This window comes from Prolinoborus fasciculus, from assembly GCF_056724605.1.
Map to the genome: position 1 here is coordinate 24,286 of NZ_JBWZQN010000019.1, position 15,836 is coordinate 40,121.

At 42.8% G+C, this 15,836-nt stretch carries 14 protein-coding genes and 1 pseudogene; 11 read left to right on the forward strand and 4 right to left on the reverse strand.

Features of this window, described 5'->3' with window-relative positions:
* Positions 1-35 precede the first annotated feature (35 nt).
* From bioA to bioD, 4 genes are read left to right on the forward strand one after another with little or no spacing between them, the layout of a single operon-like run.
* Positions 36-1,316, forward strand: a complete 1,281-nt coding sequence (gene bioA / locus AC1P5O_RS06445) for an adenosylmethionine--8-amino-7-oxononanoate transaminase (protein ID WP_100358244.1) — start codon at positions 36-38, stop codon at positions 1,314-1,316.
* Positions 1,313-2,482 carry an 8-amino-7-oxononanoate synthase gene (locus AC1P5O_RS06450; protein ID WP_100535634.1) on the forward strand — a complete coding sequence of 390 codons (1,170 nt, stop codon included), beginning with the start codon at positions 1,313-1,315 and terminating at the stop codon, positions 2,480-2,482. Before bioA ends, AC1P5O_RS06450 begins: the two co-directional genes overlap by 4 nt.
* Positions 2,449-3,234, forward strand: a complete 786-nt coding sequence (gene bioC / locus AC1P5O_RS06455; protein ID WP_103800517.1) for a malonyl-ACP O-methyltransferase BioC — start codon at positions 2,449-2,451, stop codon at positions 3,232-3,234. Before AC1P5O_RS06450 ends, bioC begins: the two co-directional genes overlap by 34 nt.
* Entirely contained in the window at positions 3,231-3,896 is a 666-nt protein-coding gene (gene bioD, locus AC1P5O_RS06460; RefSeq protein WP_004733123.1) for a dethiobiotin synthase, read from the forward strand. The genes bioC and bioD overlap by 4 nt, the downstream gene beginning before the upstream one ends.
* 421 nt (positions 3,897-4,317) lie before the next feature.
* On the opposite strand, the gene AC1P5O_RS06465 is transcribed toward bioD, so the two are convergent.
* Both AC1P5O_RS06465 and AC1P5O_RS06470 read right to left on the reverse strand, forming a co-directional pair.
* Entirely contained in the window at positions 4,318-4,659 is a 342-nt protein-coding gene (locus AC1P5O_RS06465; RefSeq protein ID WP_004282152.1) for a histidine kinase dimerization/phospho-acceptor domain-containing protein, read from the reverse strand.
* 189 nt (positions 4,660-4,848) lie between these two features.
* Positions 4,849-5,082, reverse strand: a complete 234-nt coding sequence (locus AC1P5O_RS06470; protein ID WP_225554309.1) for a hypothetical protein — start codon at positions 5,080-5,082, stop codon at positions 4,849-4,851.
* Between the two features lie 288 nt (positions 5,083-5,370).
* On the opposite strand from AC1P5O_RS06470, the gene AC1P5O_RS06475 reads away from it, so the two are divergent.
* The 4 genes from AC1P5O_RS06475 (at position 5,371) to lldD (ending at position 9,322) form a co-directional block, all read left to right on the forward strand.
* Positions 5,371-5,523, forward strand: a complete 153-nt coding sequence (locus tag AC1P5O_RS06475) for a hypothetical protein (protein WP_370940781.1) — start codon at positions 5,371-5,373, stop codon at positions 5,521-5,523.
* Positions 5,524-5,747: 224 nt separating this feature from the next.
* Positions 5,748-7,412, forward strand: a complete 1,665-nt coding sequence (gene lldP / locus AC1P5O_RS06480) for an L-lactate permease (RefSeq protein ID WP_004282148.1) — start codon at positions 5,748-5,750, stop codon at positions 7,410-7,412.
* Positions 7,413-7,429: 17 nt separating this feature from the next.
* The gene (gene lldR, locus AC1P5O_RS06485; RefSeq protein WP_004282146.1) at positions 7,430-8,173 is read left to right on the forward strand and encodes a transcriptional regulator LldR; all 744 of its coding nucleotides are present in this window, start codon (positions 7,430-7,432) and stop codon (positions 8,171-8,173) included.
* A 3-nt stretch (positions 8,174-8,176) separates the two neighbouring features.
* Complete coding sequence (gene lldD, locus AC1P5O_RS06490) at positions 8,177-9,322, forward strand: FMN-dependent L-lactate dehydrogenase LldD (RefSeq protein ID WP_004282143.1); 1,146 nt, start codon at positions 8,177-8,179, stop codon at positions 9,320-9,322.
* Positions 9,323-9,675: 353 nt separating this feature from the next.
* On the opposite strand, the pseudogene AC1P5O_RS06495 reads toward lldD, so the two are convergent.
* A pseudogene (locus tag AC1P5O_RS06495) lies at positions 9,676-9,771 on the reverse strand (VF530 family DNA-binding protein); the annotation flags it as partial.
* A 123-nt stretch (positions 9,772-9,894) separates the two neighbouring features.
* On the opposite strand from AC1P5O_RS06495, the gene ptsP reads away from it, so the two are divergent.
* From ptsP to AC1P5O_RS06510, 3 genes are read left to right on the forward strand one after another with little or no spacing between them, the layout of a single operon-like run.
* Positions 9,895-12,759 carry a phosphoenolpyruvate--protein phosphotransferase gene (ptsP, locus tag AC1P5O_RS06500; protein ID WP_004282142.1) on the forward strand — a complete coding sequence of 955 codons (2,865 nt, stop codon included), beginning with the start codon at positions 9,895-9,897 and terminating at the stop codon, positions 12,757-12,759.
* 6 nt (positions 12,760-12,765) lie between these two features.
* Positions 12,766-13,698, forward strand: a complete 933-nt coding sequence (pfkB, locus tag AC1P5O_RS06505) for a 1-phosphofructokinase (RefSeq protein WP_336754714.1) — start codon at positions 12,766-12,768, stop codon at positions 13,696-13,698.
* Between the two features lie 4 nt (positions 13,699-13,702).
* Entirely contained in the window at positions 13,703-15,385 is a 1,683-nt protein-coding gene (locus AC1P5O_RS06510) for a fructose-specific PTS transporter subunit EIIC (RefSeq protein WP_100358239.1), read from the forward strand.
* 29 nt (positions 15,386-15,414) lie between these two features.
* Here the strand turns inward: AC1P5O_RS06510 and AC1P5O_RS06515 are convergent, their stop codons facing one another.
* A complete protein-coding gene (locus tag AC1P5O_RS06515) occupies positions 15,415-15,645 on the reverse strand; it encodes a hypothetical protein (RefSeq protein ID WP_318270420.1) in 231 nt (76 codons plus the stop codon).
* Between the last annotated feature and the right edge of the window lie 191 nt (positions 15,646-15,836).

A 15,836-nucleotide genomic window follows, 5' to 3' on the forward strand; every position in this document is an offset into this window, starting at 1 on the left:
GATCAGTTTTAGTTTTAATAATTGGGGTAAATTCTGTGCAGGACGCTTTTGATCAACAGCATATTTGGCATCCTTATACCTCCATGACACAACCCTTGCCATGTTACAAAGTTAAAGCTGCACATGGTGCAGTCATTGAACTTGAAGATGGTACCGAGCTGATTGATGGCATGTCGTCCTGGTGGTGCACAATTCACGGTTATAATCATTCTGAACTCAATCAGGCTGTAACAAAACAATTAGAGTCGATGTCACATATCATGTTTGGTGGTTTGACTCATCAGCCTGCGATTGATGTGTCTAAACTGCTACTCGAGATCACGGCGCCTGAACTGGATAAAATTTTCTTTGCCGATTCCGGCTCGGTCGCGGTTGAGGTGGCGTTGAAAATGGCTGTGCAATATTGGAATGCACGTCAGCAACCACAAAAAACTAACTTTGTTACCACACGCTCTGGCTATCATGGCGACACCTGGAATGCCATGTCGGTTTGTGATCCTGTAACTGGTATGCATCAAATTTTTGGTTCGAGTTTGCCGAACCGTTTATTTGTTCCGGCACCTCAAAGCCGTTTTGATGGGGCATGGCAACCCGAAGATATACAGCCACTTGAGCGCCTGCTGGTACAGCAGCATCAACAGATTGCTGCCATGATCATTGAGCCGATTGTGCAAGGTGCAGGCGGGATGCGTTTCTATCATCCAGAATATTTAAAGCAAGCTAAGTTGTTGTGTGAAAAGTACGATGTACTGCTGATTTTAGATGAAATTGCCACCGGTTTTGGCCGCACTGGAAAACTATTTGCTTATGAACACGCTCAGGTCACACCAGACATTATGTGTATCGGTAAGGCATTGACTGGTGGTTATATGACCTTGTCAGCGACCTTAACCACTCGCCATGTAGCAGAGACGATTTCAAGTGGTGAAGCGGGTGTGTTCATGCATGGCCCAACTTTTATGGCTAATCCGTTGGCCTGTGCGGTCGCATTAAAAAGTACCCAGCTGTTACTGGCTCAAGACTGGCAGACGCGTATTCAACAGATTGAAAGTACACTAGAACAATATTTACTGGATTTAAAATCCTTGGCACAAGTCAAAGATGTGCGTGTCCTCGGCGCAATTGGCGTGGTTGAGCTACATCAAACTATTGATTTAGCGCGTTTTCAGGCTGAATGTGTATGCCGTGGCGTCTGGATTCGTCCTTTTGGCCGTCTGGTCTATGTCATGCCGCCATATGTAATTTCAACACAGCAACTTGAAACTTTATTAAAGCATATGCGGGAGATGATTCAGCAGATAGAGGCAGTAGCATGAACCATCTTGAGCATTTCCAGCAGCAGCTAGATGACTTGAAACAGCAAGGGCAATATCGCCAGTTTAAGTCCAATATTTCTAGCCAGCCAAGATTGCAACTCAATGGCCAAGAGATGCTGAATCTGGCATCCAATGACTATTTAGGTCTGGCATCCAACTTAACGCTACGTGAAGAATTTTTTGACCTCACGCCGATGTCTGAGCGATATATGAGTTCAAGCTCTTCACGTTTACTGACAGGAAACTTTCCCAATTTTGAACAACTTGAAGCACAGATGTCACAGGCTTTTGGACGTTCAGTACTGCTGTTTAATAGTGGTTATCACATGAATATCGGGATTCTTCCTGCGCTCAGTAATGCTAAAACCATGATCATTGCTGACAAACTGGTACATGCCAGTATTATCGACGGGATTCGTTTATCTAAAGCTGGCTATGTGCGTTACCGCCATAATGACCTGCAGCATTTGACTCAGTTTTTAGAAAAATATCAGTCAGATGAATCTATCCAGCGCATTATTGTGGTAACTGAATCAATTTTCAGTATGGATGGGGATGAAACAGATTTAGCTGCTTTGGTGGCATTAAAACAGCAGTTTGCAAAAGTCATGCTCTATGTCGATGAGGCACATGCAATTGGTGTGCGCGGTGAACGTGGATTGGGCTGCGCAGAACAGTATCAAGTATTGGATCAGATTGACTTCCTGGTCGGTACCTTTGGCAAGGCTTTGGCTTCAGTTGGTGGTTATCTGGTCTGTGCGCCAGTGATTCGTGACTATCTGATTAATAGCATGCGACCTTTAATTTTTAGTACCGCCCAGCCGCCACTATGTATGGCCTGGACTAGATTTATTTTTCAGAAGGTACAGCAGCTTCAGGCGGGACGAGTACATTTGGCAGCATTGGCTGTACGCTGTCAGCAGGGCATTCAAGACTTGGGATATCACTGTCCGTCAACTTCGCAAATTGTGCCGGTACTGATTGGTGAGGCAAAACGCACCATTCAGGCGGCTGAAATTATGCAACAGCAGGGATTTTATGTGCTACCAGTACGTCCGCCAACGGTTCCTGCCAATACCTCCAGACTCAGAATCTGCCTGAATCAGAACATTTCTGCGGATGAGCTGGATGCATGTCTGCAGGTGCTGAGGAATTTGCCGCGATGAACAGCAAACAAATTGCCCAACGTTTTGCTCAGGCAAATCTCAGTTATGAGCAGCATGCGCTTGTACAAAGTGCCGTAGCGGCAGAGTTGATGCAGTTCATGCAGCAGCATGTAGCACAACCACATTTGCAAAGAGTATTGGAAATTGGCTGCGGTTCAGGGTTTTTTACCCGGCTTTTTATGCAGTATTACAGCTTTGATCATTTATTTTTAAATGATCTATATGCCGAAGTGAAGCAGCATTTCCCGGAAGCTGATCGGCTTTTGTGGGGAATTGGTAATATTGAAACCTTGCCACTGCCGCAGTCTCTGGACATGGTGCTGTCGTGTTCTGCATTGCAATGGATCTCGGATTTAAAAGCATTGTTGCTCAACATTGCGCAGGCCTTAAATCCCTCTGGGCATCTGTGTTTTGCCAGTTATACGGACAATAATTTAAAGGAAATTAAGGCACTGACCGGACAAGGCCTGGATTATCTGCCTTTAGCGGAGGTCTGTGAACTGCTTGAATCCTTAGGCTTTGACATTCTGCTGCAGACAGAAGAACAGATGACCTTGCATTTTGAGCATCCGAAACAGGTGTTACAGCATATCAAAGCCACTGGTGTACAGGCGACGGCACAGGGGTTTCGGTGGACAAAATCGTCCTTACAGGATTTTTATACCGGCTATCAACAATTCCAAGACCCTGAAAGCAAACAGTATGCACTGACCTATCATCCGGTTTATGTCATTGCACGGAAGACAGCATGAGCGCACAGATTTATTTTGTCAGCGGCATTGATACCGCAATTGGTAAAACCTTTACTACTGGTTTTCTGGCCAAAAATTGGAATGAGCAGGGCATTCGTACCATAACCCAAAAGCTGATCCAGACCGGAAATGTCGATATATCAGAAGATATCGAACAGCATCGTGCAATTATGGGTTGTGGATTGTTACAGGAAGACCAGCAAAAACTGACCATGCCGGAAATTTTTACGTATCCGGCTTCACCGCATCTTGCTGCGCGGCTGGATGGGCGAGCCATTAACTTTGAACAGATTCATCAGGCTACCGAACAGCTGGCTGCGGCCTACGACTGTATTTTGCTGGAAGGTGCCGGTGGTCTGATGGTGCCCTTAACCGAAGAGTTCCTGACTATTGATTATATTCAGACACATAATTATCCGGTGATTCTCGTCACTTCAGGGCGTTTAGGCAGTATTAATCATACCTTGCTGAGTCTTGAGTTGTTAAAACTCCGCGGGGTTCAATTATATGCCATTGCTTTTAATCATGCAGATAACTCCAAAGATCCCTTGATCGCTGAAGATACCATTGCTTATTTAAAACAGTATTTGCAGCGTGATTTTGCTGATACGACATGGGTTGATATTCCAGCTTTAAATTTAGCCCTGTCTTCTCATAAGTAAGTGATCCGCTTGCAGCGAGGCTGATGTGAATGCTTAAATATTGAGGTTGCGCCACTGTAAATTGAATCTGATAGCCATATTTGTTTAACACCATTTTCATCAAATATAAGTCTAGCCTATGCCCATTTTGCTAGGGAGATTTATGCCAGAAACGCTGTCCCAAGTATGCATATCTTCAACCTTTGATTATCATTATGAATGATCAGCACACATGCAGCATAGCAATTGAAATGGTGTTTGCCTGTGCATGCAATAGAGCATTGTTAAGTAGGTTTTTAAAGACGGTATCTAGTTCAAAATCGGGTAGGGCAATTCGGGTCAGGCTCGGTCAGTCAATTGTTAAACTGGGTTCAATTTCCGGATAAAGCGACTGTAAATCGGCAATCACCTGAGTCAGGAGCCGTGGAATTTCAATACTGTACTAGATATCACTCAGTACTTGATCGGTAGATGAAAGTGCTAGAAGCTGTTCCAGTAGCTGGGTACATCGGCGGATACCAAGGTGTACCTGCTGCAAGCTCTGTTGCAATTTGGGCGAGCTTGCCTGTTGTTCTGCCATCAGTTGTGCAAGCTGAATATGAGTTTTGATCGCGGTTAAAGGACTACGCAATTCATGGGCGGCGTATGAACTAAATACTTTTTCATTTTCCGGATTTTGATGCAGTTTATGTATTAAGTGCTTAGAGTTTTGAGCAAAGGACTGTACCTTGGAAGGCATTACTTTGGCATCTAAGGTTTTTAAATAGTGAGTAGCATCATTCACTGATAAATTTGGCTGACTTAAAAGGTTGAAACTTCATCTAAGGCTTTAAGCTCTCGACGAATAATCAAAACGATTAAGTCTATACATAGCAATAAAGACAAAATTATTGGTATTAATACCGATTATAAAATCTTTTTGAGCAATTATCCACGTAGGAACATCCGCTCTGCTACCACCACTTGAATATCCTCACGACGTAACACATAACTGAGCCTCACCTTGTTGCTTTGTACTAAAGCCAACTACTTGGTGGCTTAAATCTTTCGGTGCACCTCGGGTTTTTGCTACCACATGCTGAACGACACTGACGTCAGAGCCAAATAAAGACACTTTATAGGCAATCAACTGCTCTTGATTGGTGGAATGAAGTTGTTGGGCTAGTACATTTTCATCCAAGTTTTGCATCGGCAGTTGTTGAGTCAATCGAGCGACCATTGGATGGCTGAATCAAACCAAATTGATGTATTTCCTTGACTGAGCAAGGCTTTATTGTAGGTAGATCAACTGGTTGTACGATAGATCTTGGGTGCAGACCTCTTCATTTAGAAATTATATTCCCCAAGAAGCTTTCAGTGGTAGGTTTGTGCAACAAAGCCTCTTGCAAATAAAGGCTATCAAGGGATTTATACATTGTATCCAAATAGTTTATGGCCATTAAAAGCAAAAAAGCACTAAAAACCAGATCTCGAGCTAAAACTTTATAACCAAGAAATCAATAAAAGAAGAATTGGGATTGAACAGGTATTTGGAACTTTGAAAACCTTCAAAATCCTTGCCGAGCGATATCGCAACCCTGGCAAAAGACTAGGATTAAGATTTAATTTAATTGTGGGAATCTATAATTTTGAGCTGAGTAAAAAGTGAATTATGAAAGAAATCTAATATATAAAATTTTAAGAGATTATAAAAATTGGTCATACCAAAAAATAAATTAAATCTTTTATATTGTGTTTTTGGGCTAATATTACTAATATCGCCAATACAAAATGCACATTTTATCTCTTAAACACTAAATTGGTCATACCAATTTAGTGTTTAAGTACAATAAACTGTTCAATCTAGTAGTTAAGCATTTCAAGGAGTAGACAATGCTTCAACAGTGGCAACAAATTTATGATCCTATAGGCAATATCTGGATTTCGAGTGCTATTGCGCTAGTTCCAATTATTTTCTTTTTTTTAGCGTTAGCTATTTTTCGCATGAAGGGTAGTGTAGCCGCTACAATTACCGTTTTTTTAGCCTTTCTGGTCTCATTATTTTTATACAAAATGCCAATTGGAATGGCATTAGCATCAATGGTCTATGGATTCTTCTACGGCCTGTGGCCAATTGCATGGATTATTATCGGTGCAGTTTTTATATATAAGATTTCAGTAAAAACAGGACAGTTTGATGTTATTCGTTCGTCTATTCTGTCAATTACAGAAGATCAACGTCTGCAAATGCTATTAGTTGGGTTTGCTTTTGGTACGTTTTTAGAAGGTGCGGCAGGTTTTGGTGCGCCCGTCGCAATTACTGCGGCACTGTTGGTGGGACTCGGCTTTAAGCCTTTATATGCGGCTGGGCTATGCCTGATAGTTAATACTGCACCTGTTGCTTTTGGTGCAATGGGAATTCCGATCATTGTCGCTGGGCAGGTTTCAGGTGTTGACACCATGGAAATCAGTCAAATGGTTGGTCGTCAGTTACCCTTTATGGTGCCAATTGTATTGATCTGGATCATGGCAATCATGGATGGTTGGCGTGGGGTTAAAGAAACTTGGCCTGCTATTTTAGTTGCCAGCTTATCTTTTTCTTTAGCGCAATATCTAACATCAAATTTTGTTGGGCCTGAGTTACCCGATATCACTGCTGCAATTGCATCATTAATCAGTTTAACTATCTTACTTAAGTATTGGAAACCAAAACATATTTTTCTTTTTGAGGACAAAAATATACAGGTAGATGAAACTATTATCAAGCAAGCTCGTAAACAATATAGTGTGGCACAGATAGCCAAAGCCTGGTCTCCATTTCTGATACTTACAGCAATGGTGACGATCTGGAGCATCAAACCTTTTAAAGATTTATTTGTTAAGGACGGCCCATTAAGTGATTTAGTAGTTTCAATTAAAGTGCCGTATTTGCATCAATTGATTCAAAAGCTACCACCTGTCGTGCCTGAAATTAAAGATTATGATGCGATTTATAAGTTTGATTGGTTATCAGCAACGGGTACGGCGATTATATTGGCGGCATTGATCACGATTATTTATTTAAACATGAAACCTAAAGAGGCAGTTTCGACATTCTTTGAAACCGTGAATGAACTAAAAACCCCAATTTATTCGATTGGTATGGTACTGGCTTTTGCGTTCATTGCAAACTATTCAGGTCTGTCAGCAACGCTTGCTTTAGCACTGGCACATACGGGTCAGGCTTTCACCTTCTTCTCACCATTCTTGGGTTGGGTTGGAGTGTTTCTTACAGGTTCAGATACTTCAGCTAACGCATTGTTTTCAGCGTTACAAGCAACTACAGCACAGCAAATCGGTGTGCCTGAAGTCTTGTTAGTTGCTGCCAATACCAGTGGTGGAGTAACAGGTAAGATGATTTCCCCTCAATCAATCGCGATTGCTTGTGCAGCAGTGGGTTTAGTTGGTAAAGAATCTGATTTATTTAGATTTACAGTAAAACACAGCATTATCTTTACGGTGATGATTGGTATTATTGTGACCTTACAAGCTTATGTTTTCCCGTGGATGATTCCGTAAACGGGTCAAGGAAAAAAATGAAAGTCTCCGACAAAGTGGTACAGCGTTTACGTCTGTTGATTGAAAAAAATAATGTGCAAGTCGGAGAGCGATTGCCTGCTGAACGCCAACTCTGTGAACAGTTAGGTGTGTCTCGTAGCTCTTTACGTGAGGCGATTCAACAACTGATTACCGCAGGGATTATTCAGAGCAAAGCGGGTGCAGGCACCTATTTAAAGCAGTTGCCTGCACATTGGTCACAGTATCAAATCGTTGAGCCATTATCCGGTTTGATGGATCAGGATCCTGAATATCGTTTTGATGTACAAGAAGCTCGTATGGTGCTTGAAGGTGGTACAGCATGGTATGCCGCACAACGTGCCACACCCAGTGATTTGATCAATATTCGTCAATGTTTTGAGCAGATTAGCCATTTTCAGGCTTTAGGTGATGATGCCCACGCAGCAATAGCGGATGCGAATTTTCATCTGGCGATTGCAGAAGCATCCCACAATCTAGTGCTGATCCAAATGATGCGTAGTTTGTTTGATTTATTGCAAGACAACGTGATGTTAGGGCGACGTAAAGTTTACACCACACCACAACATTTTGAACAATTGCATGACCAGCATTTTGAGGTGATGGACGCAATTGAACGTCAAGACTCAGAGACTGCACGTAAGGCAGCTTGTGGGCATATTGAATTTGTTGTTCAACGCGTACGTATGATCGATGAAGAAGAAGCTCGTCGTCAACGTTCGAGTCGATTAAATAGGACATAAGTTATGATTATTTCTTCTGCAAATGACTATCGTGAAGCTGCGAAACGTCGTTTACCGCCATTTTTATTTGAATACATCGATGGTGGTGCCTATGCGGAATATACTTTAAAGCGTAATGTAGACGATTTATCAAAAATCGCTTTACGTCAACGTGTGTTAAATGACATGTCTGAGCTGAGCTTAGAAACGCAATTGTTTGGTGAAAATTTGGCGTTGCCAGTGGCATTGTCACCTGTAGGTCTAACGGGTATGTATGCGCGTCGTGGTGAAGTTCAAGCCGCGGTTGCCGCAGATAAAAAGGGCATTCCATTTACCTTATCAACAGTTTCAGTTTGTCCAATTGAAGAAGTGGCACCTGCGATTCAACGTCCGATGTGGTTTCAACTGTATGTACTACGTGACCGTGGTTTTATGAAAAATGCCTTGGAACGTGCTAAAGCCGCAGGCTGTTCTACCTTAGTATTCACAGTCGATATGCCTGTTCCAGGTGCGCGTTATCGTGATGCACATTCAGGAATGAGTGGTAAAAATGCTGCAATACGTCGTTATATGCAATCGTGTATGCACCCACACTGGGCTTGGAATGTCGGTTTATTGGGTCGTCCGCATGATTTGGGTAACATTTCGAAATATTTAGGTAAGCCGACAGGTCTGGAAGATTATATCGGTTGGCTGGGAAATAACTTTGACCCTTCAATTTCTTGGAAAGATCTTGAGTGGATTCGTGATTATTGGGAGGGTCCCATGGTTATTAAGGGGATTTTAGATCCTGAGGATGCCAAGGATGCGGTACGTTTCGGAGCAGATGGAATTGTGGTCTCCAATCACGGTGGTCGTCAGCTTGATGGTGTTTTGTCTTCTGCTCGTGCGCTTCCTTCAATTGCAAGTGCGGTCAAAGGTGACATCAAAATTTTAGCAGATTCAGGGATTCGTAACGGTCTTGATGTGGTACGTATGTTGGCTATGGGTGCAGATATTTGCATGCTTGGTCGTGCATTTGTATACGCACTTGGTGCTGCCGGCGGTTCTGGGGTAAGTAATTTACTAGATTTGATTGAGAAAGAAATGCGTGTGGCAATGACATTGACTGGTGCAAGAACCATTGCAGATATTACATCGGATTGCCTGGTCAAGCTAGAGAAAGAGTAAGCGATTTAATTACTCACATTACTAAGGCTTTGCCAACTTTCCTTTGAAAAAAGAGATTTTTATCTGAATAATTTGGGTAAACAAAGCTTCCTTTTGAAAAAAACCAACCTTGGCAAGAGTCACCGACATAAAATACACTAAATAACATAATTGGTACGTTAATAAACTCTATATATAACAGTTATATAGAGTTTTTATTTTGTGTGACGTAATTTAAGGTGGGGTCGGATACTTTGATTTTTGGTCACTAATTTATTGTGATAATCAACAATAATAACCAACATACATATGCTTAATCTAAGGGTATTTTACTGACTGGTATAATTTTATGATGAGAGGGGTGTTGCCTGAGGTTACGGTTTCTGTTTGGCCTTTTGGCGTAAGACGTACAAATATAAGCTTTCTACTTTTTCACGTGCCCATGGTGTGGTACGCAAGAATCGTAATGATGATCATGAAGATAAAATCAAAAAATACAGATTTTTGTGTAAATCCTGAGTAGAATTCGACTTTTATTTTTTCTCCAGTAAAAAGGCATAGCTTTTCACTATGCTATTTTGCAAGGACGCTTTATGCTCGCGCTAGATATACAACATATTCGAATGAAACAACACGCCACTGATAAAGCACAAGCTTTGCAATGTCTAGTCGATATCTTGGTCAAAGACCAGTTGGTTACACCTGATTATATTCATGGGTTGACCGGGCGCGAACAACAAAGTGCAACGTATTTAGGGCAAGGAATTGCCATTCCGCATGGGACGCCTCAGTCTCGCCAATATATTTTAAAAACTGGTATTCGTCTGGCGCACTTTCCTGAAGGAGTTGTTTGGGACGGTGAAAATAAAATTTATTTAGCAGTAGTGATTGCTGCGAAATCAGATGAGCATTTGCAAGTCTTACAAATTTTGACGCGGGCTTTAATTAATGATGTCGCTGATCAAGTGAAACAGGCTCAATCCGCAGAGCAAATTATTGCATTATTACAAGCCCAACCTGCATCTTTGGCATTGCATGAAAATTTAATCGCCACTCAAGTTCCCGCACTTGATGTAGAAGATTTAATTTGGCACGCAACACAGTTGCTGAAACAGCAAAAAATGGTGGAGTGTGGTTTTCTGTCGGGTTTAAATCTAAACAGCATGATTCATTTAGGGGAGGGGGTCTGGTCGATCACTTCTAACCAGCATGTTTTGAGCCCAGCTGTAAGTTTGGTAAAAGCGGAACAGGTTTTAAGCCATCAGCAGGAAATGCTCAAGACTTTGGTGTGTATTGCCAGTAATGAGCAACTGGATATGCAACGGTTTCAACGGTTAATGGATATTTTGTTTGATACTGAACAAGTTCATACCCTCAACCAAGAGCAAGATAGTCACCAGTTGGCGCAGTTAATTGGTGCTGAACTGATTCCTGATTGGCCATCTCGTCGTATTGTCTTAGCTAATGCTCATGGTCTACATGCGCGTCCCGCGACACACTTGGTCAATATGACTAAGAAATTTGCAGGGGATGTTCTCGTTGCTGTAGATGAGGGGGCTTACGTTTCGGCAAAAAGTTTAACCAAATTATTAGCCATGGGATGTCGTCGTGGTCAAACTCTGACTTTTATTGCACAACCCGATACCGATGCTGTAGCAGGCTTAGAACAGATTATTGATGCAGTTAAACAGGGCTTAGGAGAAGAGGTTGAAGCTGTTGATTTTGTATCTCATCAGCACAGCAATAGTGACCCAGTCGTAAATACTTTGGAATTAATGCCTTTTGAATCACATGGCGATACGGGTAGCTGCGGTATTGCGGCATCAACTGGCCTTGCTTTTGGTCCTGCTCATGTGGTGAAGCCACGCGAATTTAGTTATGAACGTCGCGGACAGAGTTTTAAAGCTGAGAATGAAAAGCTTGAAATTGCGCTTCATCAGGTGAAAAATAGCTTACGTCAATTCATTGCACATACTGAATCTACTGCCATTAAGCAGATATTCATGGCACATTTGGAAATGCTGGATGATCCAGACCTCCTCCAAAGTGTACAACGCGGTTTAAAACAGGGGTTGTCTGCTGCTGCAGCTTGGCATGATCATATTGAAGTGGCTGCTACCGCACAGGCTGCACTTAGCGATCGTTTACTTGCAGAGCGTGCGGCTGATTTAAGGGATATTGGTGAGCGAGTTTTGGCTGTTTTGTGCGGTGTGGCCGATGTCACAGAACCCGAGCAACCTTATATCTTAATTATGCATGATGTTGGCCCGAGTGATGTAGCGCGTCTGAATAAAGATCGTGTTGCAGGCATTTTGACCGCGGTTGGTGGAGCGAGTGCCCATAGTGCTATTGTGGCACGTGCTCTGGCTATTCCAGCAGTCGTAGGTGCAGGTGTAGCTGTTTTAAATATTGAGAACCATGCCACCGTGCTAATTAATGGGGATACTGGGGAGTATGTGGTCTCACCCGAGCAAAATCAGATTGATCATGCCATTGCAGAGCGCCAACGCCAGCGTGAGTTGCGAGAACAAGCGGAACAGCATTGTTTAGAACCTGCCATCACACTGGATCAACATCAAGTTGAAATCGCAGCCAATATTGGCAAAGTGGGCGCTACGATACAGGCTGTGGCCGATGGGGCAGAAGCAATTGGTTTGCTACGCACAGAATTGGTCTTTATGTCACACAGCAGTGCGCCTGATGAGGCTACACAGGAAGCCGATTATCGGGTGGTGTTAGATGCTTTGGCAGGTCGTCCATTGGTGGTACGTACACTTGATGTGGGCGGGGACAAACCTTTGCCGTATTTGCCTATTGAAAAGGAAGAAAATCCATTCTTGGGCTTACGTGGTATTCGTCTGACTTTACGTAAGCCAGAGTTGTTACGTCAGCAATTGGTTGCTTTACTTAAAGCAGCGGATAATCGCCCATTAAGAATTATGTTTCCGATGATTGGGCGGGTTGAAGAATGGCGAGCAGCAAAAGCAATTTTGGATGAGGTTCGCATACAGCATCCATGTGAAAACTTACAAGTCGGTATTATGATTGAGGTTCCTGCGGCAGCATTGTTGGCTCCAATTCTTGCTCAAGAAGTTGATTTTTTTAGTATTGGAACCAATGACTTGACTCAATATACTCTGGCGATTGACCGTGGTCATCCACTGTTGTCTGCTGAAGCTGATGGCTTACATCCGAGTATTTTGCTATTGATTGATCAAACTGTTCGGGCAGCACATCAGCATGGTAAATGGGTGGGCATTTGTGGTGAATTGGCTGCTGATCCAAAAGCTGTGCCTGTATTGATAGGCTTGGGCGTGGATGAGTTGAGTATGTCGAGTACCAGTATTCCATTGGTGAAGGCGCAAATTCGTGGTTTGAACTATATAAATTGCAAACAGGTCGCACAGCAAGCCTTAAGTTGTGACAGTGCGTCTGCCGTACGTGCATTGGTGGAGTAATTACGAATGGCTAAGATATTAAGCATTACTCTGAATCCTGCAATTGACCTCACCGTGCAATTGGATCAACTAAAAGTTGGCGAGGTCAATCGTCAGTTAACGGCCCAAAGCCATGCAGCAGGTAAAGGCTTAAACGTGGCACAGGTCCTTAAGGATTTGGGACATGAACTGATTGTGAGTGGCTTTTTGGGGCAAGAAAACCGTCAAATTTTTGACCATCATATCCAGCAAGAGCAATTTGATAACCAATTTATTTATGTTGCAGGTGAAACACGACAAAACATTAAAGTTGCAGAAGCTTCTGGTCAGATGACTGACATCAATGGCAAGGGCTTTTTTGTAGATACCTCAGCAAAACAACAACTATGTGAACGTTTATCTCAACTGATTTTAGAGGTTGATGTGATTGTGATTGCTGGCAGTTTGCCACAAGGGTTTTCTGCAGAAGAGCTTTCGACACTGATTTTATGGTTACAGTCTGCGGGTAAAAAAGTCGCAGTAGATACCAGTGGTGTTGCGTTGAAAGCAGCAATTGCTGCCCATCCTTGGTTGATTAAGCCTAATACAGATGAGTTGACGGAAACTTACCATTTGCCAGCAGAAACGTTTGCAGAACAGCAGCATCTTTTTGCCAGTTTAAATAGTCAGATCGAACATATTGTGGTCTCGATGGGTGAAAACGGGGTGAACTGGCTTCACCGCACGCACCCCCTGCATGCTACTGCACCGAAGGTCACCGTCCAAAGTACTGTGGGTGCGGGAGATTCTTTGCTGGCAGGTATGATTCATGGGTTGTTGAGTTCAACTTCCCCAGAAGAAACATTGAAAACAGCAACCGCAATTGCGAGCAATGCTGTGACCCAAATTGGGTTTGCTCTTCCAGACTTTACTGTTATTGAAGATTTGAAATCGCAAATCTCAGTCCAATCATTGAGTTAATACGATGCAAGAGATAAAACATATTTTATTTGTGCCACATAGTCCCGAGCAGCCGATTAATGCAGTGATTTTGGCCAAAAAACTCTCCAAAGCAGCAACAGCACTTGGTATTTCCAATCATGTGGCGACATCAGTCGAGCATCTTGATTTATCAAATGTTATTGATACGGTTGTTTTTGTTGGACAGAAGTCGGCAGATGCAGATCAACTGCGTGACAAGGTTGTGAAAGTCATTGGTTTGAATAACGCACAACACGATGCGATCATGCTTTTGCAACAAGTTCTTGAGCATTCAGATGCTTTAGATGAAACTATTGCAGCCAATGTAGGGGTTACACGGTTTGTCGCCATTACAGCATGTCCAACTGGTGTTGCGCATACGTTTATGGCGGCCGAAGCCTTACAACAAGGTGCAGTAAAGCACGGTTATCAGATTGATGTTGAAACCCAAGGATCGGTTGGGGCTAAAAATGTTTTATCGGCAGAAAGTATTGTCAAAGCAGATGTCGTGATCTTAGCAACGGATATTGAGGTCAATACAGATCGCTTTGTAGGCAAACGCGTATATCGCTGCAGTACAGGATTTGCCCTTAAGCAAACGGATAAGACTTTTGCAAACGCAATTGCTGAAGCCAAAGTGCTTGAAACGGGTAAGCAAACAGCCACTAAGACAGAAAATGAAAACAAAGAAAAAACTGGAATTTATAAACACCTTTTAACAGGGGTGTCTTTCATGCTGCCGATGGTGGTGGCGGGCGGTTTGATCATTGCCATCTCGTTTATGTTTGGCCTCAATCCTGTTGAAGGAAGCTTTGCCGCATCCTTAAAGCAAATAGGTGCTGCAGCATTTACTCTTATGGTACCTATGCTGGCAGGTTACATTGCTTATTCTATTGCGGATCGTCCGGGTTTAACTCCAGGTTTGATTGGCGGTTTACTTGCAACACAATTAGAGGCAGGCTTTCTCGGTGGATTAGTTGCAGGTTTTATTGCAGGTTATATTGCGTTATTTTTATCGAAACAGCTTAAACTCCCAAGTAGCCTAGAAGCATTAAAACCAATTTTGATTATTCCACTATTGGCCAGTTTAGCTGTTGGTTTAATCATGATTTATGTGGTTGGGCAGCCTGTTGCACAATTGTTTGAATTACTCACACACTTCCTTGCCAATATGGGGACGACCAATGCCATGATCATGGGGATTATCCTTGGGAGTATGATGTGTATTGATGTTGGGGGGCCAATAAATAAAGCGGCTTATGCCTTTACGGTGGGCTTACTTACGTCACAAACATACGGACCGATGGCGATTACCATGGCTGCGGGTATGGTACCGCCATTGGGTATGGCAATTGCAACTTTTCTGGCAAAGCATAAATTTGCCAAACCTGAGCAAGATGCAGGGAAGGCTGCTGTAGTTCTGGGCCTATGTTTCATCTCGGAAGGGGCTATTCCGTTTGCTGCCAAAGACCCGATTCGAGTGCTTCCATGCGCGATCGCAGGTGGTGCTGTAACTGGGGCTTTGGTTGCATTATTTAAATGTGAACTAGTCACTCCTCATGGCGGTGTAATGGTACTGATCATTCCGAATGCGATGAATTATCCATTAAAATATTTATTGGCGATTGCGATTGGAAGTGTGGTGACTGGTGTAGCTTATGCCGTGATAAAACAACGGTTAGAATAAGCCCTTCATAGAAGCTTTGTGAAAGCTATTTAGTGCAATAAATGAATATTATGCTCAATCCTATTTTGGATCAGTTGGAGAGTCTCTGCTTGAATTTGTCTAGGTAATAGGTCATGAGCGATATTGCTGAATCGGATTGCAACCTTACAAATCGAGCCAATAATTTCATCGACTTCTTGGACACAAAGTTCCGCTTCCTGAGTACCAAGTTTTACAAGAGCTTGTCGAGGAATATCCAGTGCCTCACCCATGATATCCATTTGATGTGCAGGAAAGTTCTAAACCTTTACTGATCGCTTCTGCACTGTATTCAAAGGCGATTAATGGCCGACCTGTGATTGCGGTTGAGGAGACCAATGTACCCCAAAGCCAATATTCACCCCATCCATTGTAGTAAACATTAAGTTTTTGAGCATGGATTTATTTCCTTTTGATACGTTGGCGAGCAATA